Annotated in this window: 18 protein-coding genes; 1 reads left to right on the top strand and 17 read right to left on the bottom strand. The window is 43.3% G+C overall.

All coding sequences use genetic code 11. From position 1 onward, the window contains the following. Position 1 precedes the first annotated feature (1 nt). The 8 genes from ACZMB2_RS11275 to ACZMB2_RS11240 all read right to left on the bottom strand — a co-directional run bounded on the left by ACZMB2_RS11275 (position 2) and on the right by ACZMB2_RS11240 (position 8,184). Positions 2 to 1,021: an ABC transporter ATP-binding protein gene (locus tag ACZMB2_RS11275; RefSeq protein ID WP_487596829.1), complete on the bottom strand. Its 1,020-nt coding sequence runs from the start codon at positions 1,019 to 1,021 to the stop codon at positions 2 to 4. After that, positions 1,021 to 2,007 carry an ABC transporter ATP-binding protein gene (locus ACZMB2_RS11270; RefSeq protein ID WP_118770061.1) on the bottom strand — a complete coding sequence of 329 codons (987 nt, stop codon included), beginning with the start codon at positions 2,005 to 2,007 and terminating at the stop codon, positions 1,021 to 1,023. The genes ACZMB2_RS11275 and ACZMB2_RS11270 overlap by 1 nt, the downstream gene beginning before the upstream one ends. Positions 2,008 to 2,019: 12 nt before the next feature. After that, positions 2,020 to 2,937 carry an ABC transporter permease gene (locus ACZMB2_RS11265; protein WP_308459217.1) on the bottom strand — a complete coding sequence of 306 codons (918 nt, stop codon included), beginning with the start codon at positions 2,935 to 2,937 and terminating at the stop codon, positions 2,020 to 2,022. A 3-nt stretch (positions 2,938 to 2,940) separates the two neighbouring features. Next, the gene (locus ACZMB2_RS11260; RefSeq protein WP_308459216.1) at positions 2,941 to 3,873 is read right to left on the bottom strand and encodes an ABC transporter permease; all 933 of its coding nucleotides are present in this window, start codon (positions 3,871 to 3,873) and stop codon (positions 2,941 to 2,943) included. Positions 3,874 to 3,962: 89 nt separating this feature from the next. Further along, on the bottom strand, positions 3,963 to 5,558 hold the full coding sequence (locus tag ACZMB2_RS11255) for an ABC transporter substrate-binding protein (protein WP_308459215.1): 1,596 nt from the start codon (positions 5,556 to 5,558) through the stop codon (positions 3,963 to 3,965). A gap of 165 nt (positions 5,559 to 5,723) precedes the next feature. After that, complete coding sequence (larC, locus tag ACZMB2_RS11250; RefSeq protein ID WP_487596828.1) at positions 5,724 to 7,004, bottom strand: nickel pincer cofactor biosynthesis protein LarC; 1,281 nt, start codon at positions 7,002 to 7,004, stop codon at positions 5,724 to 5,726. A gap of 14 nt (positions 7,005 to 7,018) precedes the next feature. After that, positions 7,019 to 7,606, bottom strand: a complete 588-nt coding sequence (locus tag ACZMB2_RS11245) for a uridine kinase family protein (RefSeq protein ID WP_487596827.1) — start codon at positions 7,604 to 7,606, stop codon at positions 7,019 to 7,021. A 5-nt stretch (positions 7,607 to 7,611) separates the two neighbouring features. After that, positions 7,612 to 8,184 (bottom strand): ECF transporter S component, encoded by a 573-nt coding sequence (locus tag ACZMB2_RS11240; protein ID WP_487596826.1) that lies wholly within the window; start codon positions 8,182 to 8,184, stop codon positions 7,612 to 7,614. Between the two features lie 320 nt (positions 8,185 to 8,504). Between ACZMB2_RS11240 and ACZMB2_RS11235 the strand changes: the two genes are divergently transcribed. Then, the gene (locus ACZMB2_RS11235) at positions 8,505 to 9,941 is read left to right on the top strand and encodes a carbon starvation CstA family protein (protein ID WP_487596825.1); all 1,437 of its coding nucleotides are present in this window, start codon (positions 8,505 to 8,507) and stop codon (positions 9,939 to 9,941) included. 80 nt (positions 9,942 to 10,021) lie between these two features. On the opposite strand, the gene ACZMB2_RS11230 is transcribed toward ACZMB2_RS11235, so the two are convergent. From ACZMB2_RS11230 to ACZMB2_RS11190, 9 genes are all read right to left on the bottom strand, one after another. Then, positions 10,022 to 11,767, bottom strand: a complete 1,746-nt coding sequence (locus ACZMB2_RS11230) for an ammonium transporter (protein ID WP_487596824.1) — start codon at positions 11,765 to 11,767, stop codon at positions 10,022 to 10,024. 223 nt (positions 11,768 to 11,990) lie between these two features. Beyond that, positions 11,991 to 13,079, bottom strand: a complete 1,089-nt coding sequence (locus ACZMB2_RS11225; RefSeq protein WP_487596823.1) for a pyridoxal-phosphate-dependent aminotransferase family protein — start codon at positions 13,077 to 13,079, stop codon at positions 11,991 to 11,993. A 73-nt stretch (positions 13,080 to 13,152) separates the two neighbouring features. Next, a complete protein-coding gene (locus ACZMB2_RS11220; RefSeq protein ID WP_487596822.1) occupies positions 13,153 to 13,680 on the bottom strand; it encodes an ECF transporter S component in 528 nt (175 codons plus the stop codon). A 94-nt stretch (positions 13,681 to 13,774) separates the two neighbouring features. Further along, positions 13,775 to 14,416 (bottom strand): trimeric intracellular cation channel family protein, encoded by a 642-nt coding sequence (locus tag ACZMB2_RS11215; protein WP_487596821.1) that lies wholly within the window; start codon positions 14,414 to 14,416, stop codon positions 13,775 to 13,777. 36 nt (positions 14,417 to 14,452) lie between these two features. After that, entirely contained in the window at positions 14,453 to 14,953 is a 501-nt protein-coding gene (gene bilS / locus ACZMB2_RS11210; protein ID WP_487596820.1) for a flavodoxin family protein BilS, read from the bottom strand. A 107-nt stretch (positions 14,954 to 15,060) separates the two neighbouring features. Continuing rightward, positions 15,061 to 15,837: a ZIP family metal transporter gene (locus tag ACZMB2_RS11205; protein WP_487596819.1), complete on the bottom strand. Its 777-nt coding sequence runs from the start codon at positions 15,835 to 15,837 to the stop codon at positions 15,061 to 15,063. Between the two features lie 234 nt (positions 15,838 to 16,071). After that, positions 16,072 to 16,878 carry a DUF3169 family protein gene (locus ACZMB2_RS11200; protein WP_487596818.1) on the bottom strand — a complete coding sequence of 269 codons (807 nt, stop codon included), beginning with the start codon at positions 16,876 to 16,878 and terminating at the stop codon, positions 16,072 to 16,074. Continuing rightward, the gene (locus tag ACZMB2_RS11195) at positions 16,875 to 17,084 is read right to left on the bottom strand and encodes a helix-turn-helix transcriptional regulator (protein ID WP_308459204.1); all 210 of its coding nucleotides are present in this window, start codon (positions 17,082 to 17,084) and stop codon (positions 16,875 to 16,877) included. The genes ACZMB2_RS11200 and ACZMB2_RS11195 overlap by 4 nt, the downstream gene beginning before the upstream one ends. A 173-nt stretch (positions 17,085 to 17,257) precedes the next feature. After that, the gene (locus ACZMB2_RS11190; protein WP_118770074.1) at positions 17,258 to 17,878 is read right to left on the bottom strand and encodes a DUF1847 domain-containing protein; all 621 of its coding nucleotides are present in this window, start codon (positions 17,876 to 17,878) and stop codon (positions 17,258 to 17,260) included. Positions 17,879 to 18,080 lie beyond the last annotated feature (202 nt).

Below are 18,080 nucleotides of genomic sequence, written 5' to 3'. Positions count from 1 at the left end.
ATTAATTTTCTTTTTTATCGTTTTCTGTGCAGGAACCACCACAAAAATGGCATGCACATAAATGTCCGTTTCCAACATCTTTCAGTTCCGGTTTCTGACTGGAGCAAATCTCCTGTGCCATAAAACAGCGTGTATGGAAGATACAGCCAGACGGCGGATTTGCCGGACTTGGAAGATCTCCCTGCAATAAGATTTTCTTTCTTTTTGAATGACGCTCCGGAACAGGAATTGCAGATAACAATGCCTGTGTATATGGATGTGACGGATGATCAAAAAGATCATTCTTATCTGCAAGCTCTACCACATGACCAAGGTACATGACCATCACACGGTCAGAAATATGTTTGATAACACTTAAGTTATGAGAAATGAAAATATATGCCATTCCCATGGTCTGCTGCAGCTGACGCAGCAGGTTCAGTACCTGAGACTGAATAGAAACATCCAATGCAGATACCGGTTCATCACATACTACCAGTGACGGGTTCAGTACGATAGCACGGGCGATACCGATTCTCTGACGCTGTCCGCCGGAAAATTCATGCGGGTACCGATTATAATATTTGGTATTCAGGCCAACCACTTCCATGACCTTCAATACATGTGCCCGTGTTTCTTCCTTTGTTTTATACCGTTTCTGGATATTCAGCGGTTCAGCAATAATCTCACCGACCGTCATTCTCGGGTTTAAGGATGCATACGGATCCTGGAAAATAATCTGCATATCCGCACGCATTTTGCGAAGTTCCTGACCGGATGCTTTCGTAAAATCTTTTCCTTTATAAAGAATTTCACCCTCTGTTGGCTCAATCAGACGAAGGACTGACCGGCCCATCGTAGATTTACCGCATCCGGATTCACCTACGACTCCCAGAGTTTCTTTTGCGTCCAGCTTAAACGATACTCCGTCTACTGCCTTGATCCATGCTTTGTCTTTCTTCATAAATGAAGATTTTCCCGGGAATAATTTCCGCAGGTTCCGGACCTCCAGAAGCGGAGTTTTTTCATTCAGTTCACTCATTAGATGTTTTCCCCCCACTCCTTTGTGTATTTAAAGCAACGCACTTTACGGCCTTCAGCTTCCACAAGCTCCGGCATCTTCTGACGACAAATCTCCCGTGCTTCCGGACATCTCGGACAGAATGCACATCCTGCCGGCATATCATCAAAACTCGGCACCATACCTTTAATGACACTCAGTTCTTTTGTATCATCGTCGTCCAGTTTCGGAATACATTTCATCAGTCCATCTGTATATGGATGCATCGGCTTATCAAAAATCTGGTCACAGGTTGCATGCTCTACTACTTTTCCAGCATACATAACCATAACATCATCTGCAACTTCTGCAATAACCCCCAGATCATGCGTAATCATCATGACAGAAGTACCGGTCTTCTCTTTCAGTTCATTGATTAGATCCAGAATTTGTGCCTGAATTGTCACATCCAGAGCAGTAGTCGGTTCGTCACAGATCAGCATATCCGGATTACAGCAAAGTGCCATAGCAATCATAACACGCTGACGCATACCACCGGAAAGCTGATGTGGATACTCATCAAAACGACGCTCTGCAAGCGGAATTTTTACAAGCTTTAACATTTCAATGGCGCGCTCTTTTGCTTCAGACTTTGTCATATTTTCATGAAGTAAAAGTGCCTCAACCAGCTGCTGTCCAATTGTATATACCGGATTCAAAGATGTCATCGGTTCCTGAAAGATCATTGCAATTTTCTTTCCACGGATCGCACGCATCTGAACTTCTGTCTTCTTCAGAAGATCCTCTCCCTCAAAGAGAATTTCGCCACCTTCAATGTTCCCCGGTTTTTCTACCAGCCCCATAATAGATAATGAAGTGATACTTTTTCCACATCCTGACTCGCCTACAATACCGAGAGTCTTTCCTTTCTCCACGTCAAAAGAAACTTCATTTACCGCTTTTACCAGACCTGCCTCGGTATGAAAATAGGTTTTCAGGTTTTTTACCTGTAAAATTTTTTCTGCCATCTCCCATACCTCCTAATTTTTCAGTTTCGGATCAAGAGCATCTCTTAGACCGTCACCAAAAATGTTAAATGCAATTACTGTAATCATAATAGCCACACCAGGCATAATACTGTATACCGGACGGAAACTGATAAATGTCTGTGCTGCACTAATCATGTTACCCCATGACGGAGTTGGCGGCTGAATACCAATGCCAAGGAAGCTTAAAGAAGCTTCATACATAATAGCATTCGGAATACCTAATGTTACCAGTACGATAATCGTAGAAAGACAGTTCGGAACAAGTCCTTTCATAATAATCCAGTAAGTGGATGCTCCACATGCACGGCTTGCTTCAATATATTCTTTTTCCTTCAGCTGTATCACAGAACCTCTGATCATTCGGGCTGTACGTACCCATGTCAGAAGTCCGAGTGCTATAAACAGATTCAGGACCCCTTTTCCCATGAAAGTCATAATTGCCATTGCAAAAATCAGATCCGGGAAAGCCTGGAAAATCTCCATTACACGGGAAATTAAACTATCAACCCAGCCGCCATAATATCCAGCCAGAGACCCCAGTGCTACACCTACAATAGATGCAATAATCTGAGCTACGATACCGATACTGATAGATACTCTGGAACCGTAAATAATACGGGATAAAATATCACGGCCATATTCATCTGTTCCGAAAAGATGAGCTTTGCAAGGCCCTCCAAGGACTGCACTGTAATCCTGATAATTAGGGTCATATGGTGCGATAAGTGGTGCAAAAATTGCAATCAGTACAAGCAGTCCTAACAGGCATGCACAAAACATTGCCATCTTATTTCTCTTCAGACGACGCAGACTGTCTCCATAGAAACTAGAATACTGCATGCCGCCATCCATAATATTCTGTTCGAACTGTTTCTGTTTATTAAAAAATCCAAGTATTTTTTTTGCCATCTCTTATGCTGCTCCTTTCCCGTAACGAATTCGCGGATCCAGAAATGCATAGGAAACATCGACGATCAGATTTACAATAACGAAGACAAATGCAATATACATAACCGTACCTTCCAGCAGTGGGAGGTCACGGTTTGACATAGCATCTACTGCCAGTTTTCCAATTCCAGGAATAGAGAAAACTTTTTCAATCAGCATAGAACCAGTCAGCATGTAACCAAAATCCGTTCCTACCAGTGTAACAATCGGAATCATGGCGTTTTTCAGTGCATGTTTCATAATAACTGCCCAGCGTGTAGCTCCTTTTGCTTTTGCTGTACGGATGTAATCCTGTCCAAGGACTTCCAGCATACTGGTTCTGGTAATACGGGCAATATTTCCTGCATAACGTGCACCCAGCGCAACGCTTGGCAGAATGTAAGATGCTACACCGTCAAATCCAGATATCGGAAGAATATTCAGTTTTAAACCAAAAATAATCTGAAGAATAATGGCAACCCAGAATGCCGGGGCAGAAACACCAATGATGGAAAGAAGCATAACAACAGAATCAATGCCCTTTCCTCTTTTAACTGCTGCAAAAATTCCGCACGGAATACCGATTGCAGATGCAAACACAAAAGACATACATGCCAGTTTTACTGTTACTTTAAAGCAGCGAAATAATGCATCTGTCACTACTTCCTTTGTAAAATAGGAAGTTCCAAAATCAAGGTGAACTGCACCTTTAATAAAATTCAGATACTGCACATAATAAGGCAGATCAAGCCCTAGCTCACTCCGCACTTTGGCAATCGTTTCCGGATCTGCACGTTTCTCCAGCATCAGGGCAACCGGATCTCCCGGTACTACCTGAAGAAGAATAAACGTGATCAGGCTGATACCGAACAGTACAAATACCGTCTGAAGCAAACGTTTTCCTGTGTATGAAAGCATGGTTTTTTCTCCTATACATGAGAACAGAGGAGCCGCCAATGATCTCAGTCCTCTGTTCTCCATAACATTTTTATTTTATTCTGTATTAATTACTGAATATCTGCATTCTTCCAGAACATACGGAATGTGGCGTCCATCTGGAAACCAGTGATGCTCGGATTCAGCAGGTAGAATTTAGTCTCATTATATAACGGAGTAGTTGCCCAGTCTTCTCTGGTCATAATGTGCTCTGCTTTTGCATAAATTGCCTGACGTTCTGCTTCATCGGTGGTAGCAATACCATCTTCCATAAGCTGGTCAAATTCTGCATTGTGCCAGAAACTAGAGTTTGTTTCTGTCTTGGTCATCGGATACAGCATACTTTCCGGATCAGAATAATCTACATACCAGTTACTAATACCGCAGTCGACACCACCACTCTTCTTCATATCAGACCATGCTGCGGAGTCAACCTGCTCAACCTCTACCCTGATACCTGCTGCCAGAGCCTGCTGCTGGAACGCAGTTGCAATTGCAACATTTCCTTTATACTTGGTATTTACAGTTACACGAAGATCAATGCCATCTGCATATCCTGCTTCTGCAAGCAGCTGTTTTGCTTTCTCCGGATTATATTCAAACTCCGGAAGACTGTCATCATGACCAATAATGCCTGCCGGAATATAAGAAGTCGGAACCGTTGCAGTACCATGAAGAATACTATCACAGATAGCTGCGCGGTCAACGGAAAGAGCAATTGCTTCTCTTACCTTTGCGTCCGGATAAGTCTTGCAGTTCATAAGCAGGCTGTAATTTCCAGTCGGCTGGAAACCATGCATCTGATCTTTCAGCTCCGGATTGCTGGAGTATACCGGATAAATAGACGGGTCAACATCCACATAATCTACATTTCCCTTCTGATACTCAAGAACCTGGGTGTTTACATCTTCAATAAACTTATAGCTTACACCATCCAGTTTTACTGCACCGCCATGATAGTCATCAAAACGTGACAAAGTCACACCAACACCATTCTGATAGCTGTCCATCTTGAACGGGCCAGTACCTACCAGAGTTGTCATACCCCAGCTGTCTCCAGCAGCTTCGCATGCTTCCTGCGGATAAATTGCACAGTATGCAGTAGACAAAACAGACAGGAATGGTGAATATGGTTTTTTCAGGGTAATGGTGAAATGGGTATCGTCCTGAACCTGAACACCAGACAATTCCTCTGCCTCGCCATTGCTCATCTCGTCATATCCAACTACATTCTCAAGCAGAGTAGCCATCTTTGCCATTTTGATCAGACGCTCATAAGAATATTTTACGTCAGAAGCCTTTAATGTCGTTCCATCATGGAATTTCACATCCGGCAGCAATTCAAAACTATAAGTCATGTTGTCATCAGAAATGGACGGCATACCAGTCAGGAGTGTCGGTACCAGACCATCTGCTGTAGTAGTCAACAAAGATTCCGTAACATTATCGGTGATCTTCATTACAATACTGTAAGTGAACTGCTGCGGATCCAATGCTACCTGAGGATCTACTGCTGCGACACGTACTACCTTGCCGCCTACCTCGGTCGTTGCAGAAGCTGTGGTAGAATCTGCAGCTGCAGCAGAATTATCAGAGCCTCCACCGCATGCAGTAAGAGATACTGCAAGAATGCAGCTCAGCAGAATTCCTGCTAATCTTTTTTTCATTTGTGTTTCCCTCTTTCTTCTCTTTTTCTCTTTTTTAGGATTCTGAACTTATAAAAATAAATTTTTTACTTTAATTCAATAAATCACTAAACGCTTAAAATTATATCTATTTTTTTATATAAATGCAAGGAATATTTTCAGTTTCTGCACATTTTACCGAATACCTCAAATTGCTTTGTTCCATTCTTCCACAATCATCTGGTATATTTGCTGGTATGATTTTCCAGATTTTCGGGACAGATCGATAATGCTTTCATATTCAGGATAGCATCTTTTCACTGATTCTGAATTTTCTCCGTCTAGAACAGTACAGATTTTTACTCTTGCTGCTCCATAAAACGTCTCCACGATTTGTATTTCCCGTGTCAGCACCGTACGTTCCATCCGGCATCGCCGAATTCCAATCGTTGTGGTGTTGGAAAAAATAATCTGTTCCATAATTGGAATTTCTTCTTCCAGACACAGAACGCACAATTCATACGCAGGACGATTTTTTTTCATTTGTACAGGAAGGTAATGTACTTCTCTTGCACCTGCATCCAGAAGGCATTCCATGGTATATCCAAGCACCTCCCCACTGCAGTCATCAATATCACTTTCCAGTTTCCATATAGAATCCATCTTCACATGACTGGGCATAACAGGCGTATTAATGAGAAATGCCCTTAAAATTCCAGGTCGTTCATATTCTCTTTTTCCGGCTCCCAGTCCAATTTTTTCTATATTAAATGCATCTGGCAGAACTTCTGAAGTCCGGATCGCTGCTGCTATCGCAGCTCCTGTCGGAGTCACATACTCTCCTTGTTCTCCTGTCAGATGAAGTTTTAAATGATGTGCGGCAGCAATGTTGGCAACTGCCGGCACAGGTACTGGCAGTATTCCATGCTGGCACCTGATCGTTCCCCCTCCCTCATAAAGGAAAGGAATGATTACCTCACTTATATCCAGATTATCAAGGCACACGGCAGCAGCTACAATATCCACAATAGAATCAATAGCACCAACCTCATGAAAATGAACTTCTTCCAGCGTGGTTCCATGAGCTTTTGCTTCTGCCTCTCCAAGAATTGTAAAAATTTTTACCGCTATTTCATATGCCCGTCTGGTCATATCTGTTTTTTCAAGAATTTCCATTACTTCCTTCATTCCCCGATGACTATGACTGTGTGCTTCGTGAGCAGTATGCCCGTGAGAATGTTTTTTCCCCTGATGAAGATATGCCATATCATGATCATGGTTCTCAAATTCCGCATTCAGTAACACATCAAAGTCACACACATCAAGTCCCGCTTTTTTTACGCGGCTGATGCGAATATCAAATTCCTGGATCGGAAGACTCTTAAGTACCTTCCTCAGCACCTTCTGATCTGCTCCCAGATCCAACAATGCGGCTACCGTCATATCTCCACTGATGCCAGAATAGCATTCCAGATATAATTTTTTCATATTCAAGTTCTCCTTTAAATCTGCTTCGTATGCGTCGTATCAAATACAAGCTGGCACCGGTCTTCTGGTTCAAAACTGGAAAAGTAATGTTCTTCCAGAGGAATCCAGCGATTTCGAAACATCTCTGCTTTTTCCGGCCCGTTTCTTTTTAAAATTCTGCGCATCTGTTCTTCCTTATCCACGGTAAGAAATATCCAAAGGTCATAATATTTAAATAAAGATGGATGACATGCATAAGATCCCTCAATTACAGTAATCGGGGTTGCTTTTACCGTAACAGGCGTTCCAAGATCCCAGATGCGACAGTCAAAAGGCCTATAAGAAAAATCCTTGTTTCTCTGCAAAGGCTGTATCACGTCCGTAAAGAATCGTTCATAATCTACATTTCCACCAGGTTCCTGAAAACGGGCTTCTGTTCGCTGTTCCATCCTTAGATAGAAATCATCCATATGAATCAGGCTTGCATGAAGTCTCTTTGCAAGAGCCTCTCCAAGCGTTGTTTTTCCGGAACCGCAGCGTCCATCAATGGCAATGAGCAAAGGAATCGTAGTTTCGTGTATCTTCTCTATTCGTTCTAATATACCGTTTAACACTTGTTCCATATCATCTAGTTCTCCGATCCTGCTGTATGATGGACATCCATTTTGTGAAACGGGACAATCTTTGCCTTATTTAAAGCAATCATCAATGCTGGAATCATGACCAGCTGAAGGATAATGCCAGGAATCGCATTGAAGAACGCACCTGCCAGAAACAGCTGCCACCCGAAAGGAACACTGCCGATTCCCAGAAGAGCAATTCTCACAACGCCCCATACAATACGGCCAGCCAGCATTGCTCCGACGAGGGAACGATACAGCGATTTTACGCACTTCCATCTGGAATGTCCATAGAGCCATCCAATCACCAGTCCGTAGGTGGCCAGCTCAAAGGCCATGGAAACGGCATTCGGAAACATAGCCGGCATTCCAAAAAGGATGCTTCTGACAAGTGGAAGAAAAAAACCTACTGCAAGGCCATATTCCCATCCTACAATCAATCCGCACAGCAATACCGGAATATGCATAGGTAACAGCATCTGTCCAATCGTTGGGATTTGTGCAATAAACAAAGGAAGAATCAGGCCAATGGCAAAAAACATGGCCGCAAGGGTCAGCTTCTTTGTCTGTTTCAGTATCATTTTCAATCTCTCCTTAGCATTTTCATTTTCCTGTCTCTTATATTAACATTTAATCCGGCTTAAAGGTTAATCTTTTTTCTGTATTTTTCACATTTTTTTATCTTTGGTCAATCTGCCTTAATATCGGATCTATTTTCATGATTTTTATTATCCCCCTAACGAAATCTTTATATAAACGCTTTCACTTTATCGACACAATAATTAAAAAAATATAAATAATATAAATTTTTTCAGAAAAAAGTATTTCATTTTCAAATCGACTGTGCTATTCTATGGGCATAAGAAGCATGACGGATAGATCCGTCAAAAGGAGGGTATTTATGATTACATTTTTTGTGTGCCTCGCACTACTTCTCATCGGCTATGCAACCTATGGCGCATTCGTAGAGAAGGTCTTTCACCCGGACGACAGAGAAACTCCCTGTACACGTCTGGAAGACGGAGTTGACTATGCTCCGATTGCTCCCTGGCGAGCATTCCTGATTCAGTTACTGAACATTGCAGGTCTTGGACCAATTTTCGGAGCTCTGTCAGGCGCTATCTGGGGTCCGAGCGTTATGCTCTGGATCGTATTTGGTACCATTTTCGCAGGTGCTGTCCACGATTTCTTAAGTGGTATGCTTTCCATGAGAAATGACGGTGCAAGTATTGCTGAGATTACCGGCATCTATCTTGGGCCAACAATGAAGACTGTTATGCGTGTCTTTTCCGTTGTTCTGCTTGTTATGGTAGGCGTTGTATTCATGGTTGGTCCTGCAGGTCTTCTGGCTCTGCTGACTCCGAATGTACTGGATGTTAAATTCTGGACAATCATTGTTCTGATTTACTATTTCCTGGCTACACTTCTTCCGATCGATAAGATCATCGGAAAGCTGTATCCGCTTTTCGGTATCTGCCTGATCATTATGGCAATCGGCATCGCAGGCGCTACTATTGTAAATAATGTAAACGGTTCTGCTCCGATGCTTGAGATGACATTACAGAACCTTCATCCGGACGGAAAACCGATCTGGCCATTCATGTTCATTACCGTTGCATGTGGTGCAATTTCCGGTTTCCATGCTACTCAGTCACCGATGATCGCAAGATGTCTGACCTCTGAGAAAGATGGACGGAGAATCTTCTATGGTGCTATGGTTGCTGAAGGTATCATTGCTCTTGTATGGGCTGCAGCAGGATGTGCATTCTACGAGAAAACCGGCGGACTGATGACCGGTCTTGCAGCTGCTAACGGCGGAAACTCTACTACCGTATATCAGATGTCCATCGGACTCCTTGGACCTGTAGGTGGTGTTCTGGCTATGATCGGTGTTATTGCATGCCCGATTACTTCCGGTGATACCGCATTCAGAAGTGCCCGTCTGACTATCGCAGACTGGTTCAAGATTGATCAGAAAGACCCGAAAAAACGTCTTGCACTTTCCTTCCCGCTGCTGCTGGTTGGTTACTTTATCTCCTTCCTTGATTACAATGTTGTATGGAGATATTTCTCCTGGTCCAACCAGACACTTGCTATGATCGCTCTGTGGGCAGGCGCTACTTATCTTGCTAAATTTGTCAGCAAGAATGCAAGCTTTATCGCAGCTGTACCGGCAACCTTCATGTCTGCAGTTTCCTGTACATACATTATGATGGCCGGTGAAGGTCTTGGATTGAGCGCTTCTATCAGCTATCCTGTAGGTATTGTATTTGCAGTTGCCATGCTTGGTATCTTCCTGTTCAAATGCATTTTGAAATCAGATACAAAAACAGCTTAAGTAAATCATACAGTATCACGACGAAAAGGGATGCCGGAAAACCGACATCCCTTTCTTTTATTTTTCCATCATTGTAAATTCTATTCTACGTCTTTCAGAGCATCCAGATCTTCTTCACCAGTTCTTACCTTCACAACCTTATCTACATTGTAAACAAAGATCTTTCCGTCTCCGATATGTCCGGTATACAGTGCCTTCTTGGCAGCTTCGACCACTTTTTCTACCGGAATATTTCCAACGATGACTTCTACTTTTACCTTAGGCAGCAGGGTTGCATCCATCTCAACTCCACGATACTTCTCTCCCGCTCCTTTCTGTACGCCGCAGCCCATAACCTGGGTAACGGTCATACCGGTAACTCCGATATCATTCATGGCTTTCTTCAGCTGATCATAACGGGACAGTCTGGAGATAATGGATACTTTGTAAATACCAGTTGCAGTATTTGCTGCATTGATCACTCTCACTGCTGCGTTTTTCTGTGCTTCCGAAGCAGCCACATAACTGTCCTGACCAAGATCCGTGTTTTCATTTACATCCATGGTCATGGTATTGGATACATCCATGATGCTGAATCCTGCATATGCACTCGGAAGACCGTGCTCACATGCATCCAGACCAACAATCTCTTCTTCCTCGCTGACACGAAGTCCGACGGTTGCCTTAATAATAAGGAAAGTCAGCGTAATAGTGACTGCTGTCCATGCACATACACTGACAACACCTAAGATCTGTAAGCCCAGCAGCTGGAATCCGCCGCCATAGAACAGACCAGTCAGTGTATCATTACCTGGTGCAGAAGTAGTTGCAAAGAGACCTACTGCAAGAGTACCCCAGACACCGTTGCAGAAATGAACAGCAACTGCACCAACCGGATCGTCGACTCTCAGCACATAATCAAGGAACCATACACCGAAGACTACGAGAACACCGGATACAGCACCGATGACCAGTGCGCCGAAACAATCTGTCACATCACAGGGAGCGGTAATGGCTACCAGACCTGCCAGAGAAGCATTCAGGCACATGGACACATCCGGTTTGCCATATCTGATCCAGGTAAAGATCATGCAGACAACAGTCGCAGTTGCCGGAGCTACGGTGGTGGTCAGAAAAATAGAACCAAGCTGTTCTACAGAAGTTGCAGCAGCACCGTTAAATCCGTACCAGCCAAGCCAGAGGATAAAACATCCAAGGCAGCCAAGGGGAAGGTTATGTCCTGGAAATGCATTGACCTTTGTGATTCTTCCGGATTTGTCTTTTACAAATTTTCCAATACGGGGTCCAAGCATTTTGGCACCGATGAGTGCAGAAAGACCTCCTACCATATGGATGGCACAAGAACCTGCAAAATCATGGAAGCCTATCTGTGAAAGCCAGCCTCCTCCCCAGATCCAATGAGCCTCAATCGGATAAATGACTGCCGAAATGACACCGGAATAAATACAGTAAGATAAAAATTTGGTACGCTCTGCCATAGCTCCGGATACAATCGTTGCGGTAGTTGCGCAGAACACTAAATTAAATACAAAATTGGACCAGTCAAAATTTGCATAGCTAGTAAAAATATCGAATCCCGGTCTTCCAATAAGACCAACCACATCTTCACCTAACAGTAATCCAAAACCAATCAGAATAAATACGATGGTTCCAATACAGAAGTCCATCAGGTTTTTCATCAAAATATTACCGGTATTCTTTGCTCTGGTAAATCCCGCCTCTACCATTGCAAAACCAGCCTGCATCCAAAATACCAGGGCGGCGCCGATCAAAAACCAGACACCAAAGACTATACCGTTTACGGACTCTAAGATTTCTCCACTCATAAACGTTCCTCCTCATTTTTCCTTCGTTAGCATTTCTTCCGGGCCCACCGCATAGTTACTGCGAATAAAAGAAAAAGGCACTGAATCTTCTGATCCAGCGCCTTTGCTTGTCATTCATTATAAAGACAATCTCTTCTTTCGTCAATCAACGAAAAATACGAAAGAAAATAAAGACAGTGTTAAAATTTCGTTAATTTTTACAAAATTGTATCATTGTATACAACTATTTCTTTTTAAGACTGCTCACGGTCTGCTCAAGTGCCTGAAGCGTCTCCGTTATATCCTGCTCATTCGCATTTTCACCCATATGTCCGATACGGATGACCTGTCCGGTGAGCACGTCAAAGCTTCCTGCAATCATGATATTATGATCTTTCTTCATAGTTTCCAAAATATCTACAGCTGTCATTCCTTCCGGAATGCGGATAACGGTAACCGTGTTGGAATACCCATTTTCCAGATAGAGAGACAGCCCCATCTTCTGAACTGCCCTTCTGGTCATCTCGCCATACTTCTTATGACGGTCATAACGACCAGTATCTGCTTTTACATTTTCCAGCGCCGCACGCAGTCCGTAAATATCACTAATTGGCATCGTATATGGGAACCACAGATTCTTATAATAATCCTTGAACACCAGAATATTGGCATAGAAAGACGCAATCGGTGTTTTCCTCTCTTCCATGGCTTTCATGGCTGCATCACTGACTGTCACAAAGGTCAGTCCCGGAGGTGCCGAAAGAGCTTTCTGTGAACCTCCACAGGCAATATCGATCTGTCCCTCGTCCACACGAAGCGGTTCACCAAACATAGCAGAAACAGAATCAACAATCGTCATAATGCCGTATTCATGAAGAGCACGGCTTAACTCCTCTACCGGATTCAGAACTCCGCTTGGTGTATCACAGTGTACCAGCGTTGCATATTTAAAATCATGATGCTCTTTTAAATATGCACGAAAAGCATCTACATCCAGTGCCCGGGTGTAAGGGGCTTCATAAAAAGTAACCTGTCCGCCATACATCGTTACAAAATCTGCAAATCCTTTTCCATAGACACCGTTATCCAGAACAAGGACCTGATCTCCAGGTTCTGTCAGAGACGCACAAGCTGCCTCCAGACCAAGAATCCCTTCCCCATCCAGAATATAGGCTGTATTTTTCGTTTCCAGGAGCTCACTGATTAATTCACAGGTTTCCTTATAATAATCGTAAAATGCCGGATCCAGATCCGGATTCGTGCAGGCAAGACTTCTTGCATTGCGTACATTTTCCCGTACCTGTGTCGGTCCGGGAGTCATAATCTTATACATTACTTCTTATTCCTCCTGTATATGCACCTACGGCGGAAGACTTTCTCTCTCCCGCCGTTCATGCAATTTTTTCTTATCTGCGAATGGCTCTTCTGACTACTTCTGCAATCGGAAGAACCAGAACAGCTGCCACACCAATCTGAACCAGGTTGCCCGGAATGGATGCTGCCGGTGCAATCCAGTTTCCATAAATGATACCTTCTGCAATATAGTATCCTACGATTTTTAACACACAGGCAACAGCAATGGCCAGTACATTCCAACGGAATCCATGATGTTTCTCGGTAATTGCGCCTACGCTGTATCCCATCAGACCTACAACTACAAAAGTAAACGGTGCCCACAGCACCCAGCCGCCCATCAGATCGAACAATGCCATTCCAATCGAACCAGCCATTGCGCCAGTACGTTTTCCAAAAATAATTGCTGCCAGAAACAGCGGTACATTTCCCAGATGGACCAGTCCGCCATTAGCTGCAATCGGAAGCCGGATATTGATAAATCCTGTCGCAATAAAGGTAAGTGCAATGCAAACTCCAGTGATTGCGATTTCTGATACAGAAATTGTCTGTTTTTCATTTGTAAGTTCTTTCGTGCTCATAATACGTTGCCTCCTCGTCATTCGTTGAGCACTATACTACTACCTATCTGGCTTTACGGATATATCCAGTTTTTTACATTTTGATAAGGTCAGATTAACGAACCCTGGGAAGATTCCAGCGATATTTCGCTGCTAGCAGACGGATCATAAAAACGAGCATCGAAGAAATCATCATTGCCGGAAGTTCTCCAAACTGCCTATACAAGAAAATACAGCTCATTGCCCCCATCACCGAAGCGCATGCATAAATATGCTTTACAAAAATATAGGGTGGATTCCCGGCCATCATATCTCTGAGCAGACCACCGCCCACACCTGTAACCGTACCGAGGAATGCGAGCAAAAATGTATTGTCTGTATAGCCCTGTTTGATTCCTGTCATGACTCCAACTGCAGTGAAAATACCAAGACCTATTGCATCCATGAGCTGCATCACCCTGTCATAGCTGTTATGAAATCTGGCAGCATTTTTATCTGCTTTAAAATAGAGAAATCCAAAGATTAAAAGTGCTGTTATTACAGATGTTTCCACATAAATCGGTTCCAGCAACGCCGACGGTATCTGGCAAAGCACAATATCACGGATCGTTCCGCCTCCCACCGCCGTCACAGTTCCCAGAACACAGACTCCAAACAAATCCATATTCTTACGAATGCCTACCATTACGCCGGAAGCTGCAAAGGCAATGGTCCCGATCAGTTCCATAAGAAATAAAAGCAAATTCTGAATGTTCATAAATCATAATCTCCCGTGTCATTGAAATTTGACATATCACAGGAGAAGATTTCTGAGTCTGTCCAAATCATCTGCATCGGGATGTGACAGGGCACGGTCAAAATTTTCAATCAGTGCATCAATATTAGCCGGATGCTCTGTCTGTTCCTTCATCTTTAAATAACGATTTTTCACAGATTCCGGCATTTTTCCCTGGCACATATATTCACCTACAATCGTATTGCTTTCATCGATAGATTGTCTGACATGCTCAAGTACCTTTTGAAAATAGGTATCACTTCCACCAAAACCAGCGGTTCCGAACAGAAAGATCCTTTTATTTCTCAGACTGGACAGCAGTTCCAGCGTAGATTGATCTGCGTTTCCTTTGTCTGTCCAGAAACCAATATAAAGCATCTCTGATAGCGGCTGCCCGGTCTCTTTTATACCAAAATAATCACAGTTTTCCTTTGGCAATGTTTCATAAATCGCATCTGCAAGCTGTCTGGTGTTACCTGTCAGACTACTGAATATAATCGAATATCTTTCTCTGCTCATTTCATGTTCTCCCTTTGCATTTCGGTTCATTTAATCGATTTCCAATCTTATAAAACAGTATAACACAGGTAGCTTCTTCTTTTCCAGTCTCCAATCAGCTCTATTTCTTATCCAAGTGCCACATCGAGAACCATCATTAAACTGAATCCGACCGCAAAGAAGACCGTACCAACATCGGAGTGCGACCCCTGCGACATTTCCGGAATCAGTTCTTCTACTACAACATAAAGCATTGCTCCTGCTGCAAAGCTCAATAAATAGGGCAATGCCGGAATTACCAGCTGCGCAGCAATGATTGTAAGTACTGCGCCAACCGGCTCAACCACCCCTGAAAGCACACCACCCCAAAATGCTTTTCCCTTACTTTCTCCCTCGGCTCTAAGCGGCATGGATATGATCGCTCCTTCCGGAAAATTTTGAATCGCAATTCCAAGGGATAAAGCAAGGGCGCTTGCAGCTGTAATCTGAGTATTTTCAGCAAGAAGTCCTGCATACATTACACCGACTGCCATACCTTCAGGAATATTATGCAGTGTAACCGCCAATACCATCATTGTAGTGCGGCCAAGTTTGCTTTTCGGTCCCTCTGCCTGGTCACTTCCTACATGAAGATGTGGAATCAGGTGATCAAGTGCAAGTAAAAACAATATGCCAATCCAGAAACCAGCAAATGCCGGGAAAAAGGAGAAAACTCCCATATTCGCAGATTGTTCTATGGCCGGAATCAGAAGACTCCAGATTGAGGCAGCAACCATCACACCTGCTGCAAATCCCGCAAGTGCCCGCTGCACCGATTTTCCAAGTGTTTTTCTCATAAAAAATACGCATGCTGCACCGAGCGTCGTTCCAAGAAATGGAATCAGTATACCAAAAAAGATTTTCATTTATTTTATGTTTTCCTTTCTATTGATTTTATATCATAATACTATTCTATGAGACAGCATTACATGTGTGAATAACAAAGTTAGTTTATCCTAACCTATATTTATAAAGAAACTATGTAAAACATATGCCGTAATCATATTGGCGGCAGTAGATTTTCCAAAACAGCGTGGACGGCTGATACAAATAAATTCCCATTTGCATGCCCTCCCGCTTTTCATATTTTTTATTATACCCTATTTTTGATCTTCTGGAAACATGAAACTGCTTTTTTTCATCCTCACGCAACTTCCAGTATAAGTAAACTGTGCCAGCATCCAGATCACCGCCAGGACAATTACTGCAAGCATGCCGGTATCAAAATAGAGATTTGCAAGCATGACCAGAATGAGAATCACCGGGATCGTGCGATTAACGGTCATATACGCTTTATAAGCGCTGCGGTAAATCACCTCTTTTTCCGCTTCATCACAGCTATCCAGCCACTGCTCCTGGAATTTCGGGGAAGACGGATCACCTTTCTTCTCCGGATGTGTTTTCTGAAGCAGCTTCACATACCGGATCTGCCAAAAATAGAGATATACATAGATAGCAATAAATATCACACATGCCACAAGGAATGAATACGCATGGTTCTCTGCCTCAATATATTTCATGGAATAACCGAAAGTCAGGAAGAAAATACTCAACACCTGTGAAAGTACACTCAGATTCGTCGCAAAAGCTCCAACTTTTTCTTCCTCATATTCCAACCGATCACATTCTTCATCATCCGCCGCCGGCTGACACACGCAGATTCCTTTCAGTTTCCGCATACAGATTTCCTCCAGCAACACAGTCACTGCAAAAATGACCCCCAGAATTGGAATCAGCATGCTTCTGATCTGCTGCAACGCCCAGGCACTGTTCAATATAATTCCACGTGACAGTAATACAAAACGAAGCATTCCTGTTCCTCCGCCGATCACACTGCCAATCACACAGGCGATCGCAATAATCTTGACGCCTCTAAGATAACTGTTGACTTTCATTTCCTGTTTCATGACTCATCCTCCTCATACTGAAAAATATCTTCCACCTGAACCCCACAGATTTTTGCCAGCTTCAATGCCAACGCCACTGACGGTGAATAGTCCCCCCGCTCGATTAAACTGATGGTCTGTCTTGATACTCCTGCCAGCTTTCCAAGCTCAGTCTGATTGATACCGAGCCTGGAACGATATTCTTTTAACTGATTAAGTAATGACATATGCATTTACTCCTTTGACAACTTTTCTTGTCATCTTCACTATAGCATTGACAACTATCCTTGTCAATATATTTTGACAATTTTACTTGTCATTTAAGAACAGGTACAAAAAATACGCATGCAGGACAACTCCCACATGCGTGTCTTCTTCAATAATGCAATGAAGGAATGTTTTATTCCAGCCGCTTTTTAAAATATCCCTCTGCACAGTAGATAGCACCGCAGGGATTATGAGCCAAAACACGATCCTTGGCCACCAGTGTCGTGACCATTGCATCCGAATATTTATAAAACATCGAGTCATGTCCGACGCACAGACCGATCTCAATGTTAAACTCGGTCTGCTGCTCGTTCAACAGCTTTGCCTGTGCGATGGGATTGCACATGGCCTCAAATTCACCCGGATGTATTTTGACCTCTTCCGGAATACCGACTTCTTCTTTTGAGATGCCGCCCGTCTTGCAGATGACTGACACTACCTCAAAGCCCTGTGCCCGGAGTAAATCGGCCACGATGCGGGCTTCTTTCCGCAACCCTTTGCAGAATGCAAGGCCAAGCTTGTGGTAATTCATCCGCTTACAGAACTCTATCGTTTCTTTCAGCCGGGGCCACTGGCAGTAACCAAGTCCTTCGATGGACGAACAGTTGATATAGAAATCGTGGTTTTCAGGCAGGTCATATCCGTCACGGGAGTTCTTCATGACGGAAGTATTCCGCATCGGGCAGTTTTTTGGCATCTTATCCGGCTCATTGTTGGCACAGGCTAGAACCGTACAGCTGGCACAAGTATACATATCTATTTCTCCTTCGTTATAAGCATATTTTAGCTTGATTTTACTCAATTCTGCAGAGTTTTTCAAGCTCTTTGCTATTTGCTGAATCATTATTCTTTCATAACATGATATTGTCTTCCGCACCAGTTAAGACGTCGACCGACTGAAGTTAACGTTTCGAAGCTCAATCACTATTCAACCCTGCTTTCTTGCTGTCTACGCT

This window comes from Hominiventricola sp. (assembly GCF_057604405.1).
The sequence above is the reverse complement of the archived record's forward strand: the minus strand, read 5'-3'. Positions and strand labels throughout refer to the sequence as shown.

Coding starts and splice junctions, on each gene's coding strand:
- ACZMB2_RS11255 (WP_308459215.1), bottom strand. CDS start 5,558: ATGAAAAAAAGATTAGCAGGAATTCTGCTGAGCTGCATTCTTGCAGTA.
- ACZMB2_RS11260 (WP_308459216.1), bottom strand. CDS start 3,873: ATGCTTTCATACACAGGAAAACGTTTGCTTCAGACGGTATTTGTACTG.
- ACZMB2_RS11270 (WP_118770061.1), bottom strand. CDS start 2,007: ATGGCAGAAAAAATTTTACAGGTAAAAAACCTGAAAACCTATTTTCAT.
- ACZMB2_RS11205 (WP_487596819.1), bottom strand. CDS start 15,837: ATGAAAATCTTTTTTGGTATACTGATTCCATTTCTTGGAACGACGCTC.
- ACZMB2_RS11225 (WP_487596823.1), bottom strand. CDS start 13,079: ATGTATAAGATTATGACTCCCGGACCGACACAGGTACGGGAAAATGTA.
- ACZMB2_RS11190 (WP_118770074.1), bottom strand. CDS start 17,878: ATGTATACTTGTGCCAGCTGTACGGTTCTAGCCTGTGCCAACAATGAG.
- ACZMB2_RS11240 (WP_487596826.1), bottom strand. CDS start 8,184: ATGATACTGAAACAGACAAAGAAGCTGACCCTTGCGGCCATGTTTTTT.
- ACZMB2_RS11195 (WP_308459204.1), bottom strand. CDS start 17,084: ATGTCATTACTTAATCAGTTAAAAGAATATCGTTCCAGGCTCGGTATC.
- ACZMB2_RS11235 (WP_487596825.1), top strand. CDS start 8,505: ATGATTACATTTTTTGTGTGCCTCGCACTACTTCTCATCGGCTATGCA.
- ACZMB2_RS11230 (WP_487596824.1), bottom strand. CDS start 11,767: ATGAGTGGAGAAATCTTAGAGTCCGTAAACGGTATAGTCTTTGGTGTC.
- ACZMB2_RS11215 (WP_487596821.1), bottom strand. CDS start 14,416: ATGAACATTCAGAATTTGCTTTTATTTCTTATGGAACTGATCGGGACC.
- ACZMB2_RS11265 (WP_308459217.1), bottom strand. CDS start 2,937: ATGGCAAAAAAAATACTTGGATTTTTTAATAAACAGAAACAGTTCGAA.
- ACZMB2_RS11200 (WP_487596818.1), bottom strand. CDS start 16,878: ATGAAACAGGAAATGAAAGTCAACAGTTATCTTAGAGGCGTCAAGATT.
- bilS (WP_487596820.1), bottom strand. CDS start 14,953: ATGAGCAGAGAAAGATATTCGATTATATTCAGTAGTCTGACAGGTAAC.
- ACZMB2_RS11275 (WP_487596829.1), bottom strand. CDS start 1,021: ATGAGTGAACTGAATGAAAAAACTCCGCTTCTGGAGGTCCGGAACCTG.
- ACZMB2_RS11245 (WP_487596827.1), bottom strand. CDS start 7,606: ATGGAACAAGTGTTAAACGGTATATTAGAACGAATAGAGAAGATACAC.
- larC (WP_487596828.1), bottom strand. CDS start 7,004: ATGAAAAAATTATATCTGGAATGCTATTCTGGCATCAGTGGAGATATG.
- ACZMB2_RS11220 (WP_487596822.1), bottom strand. CDS start 13,680: ATGAGCACGAAAGAACTTACAAATGAAAAACAGACAATTTCTGTATCA.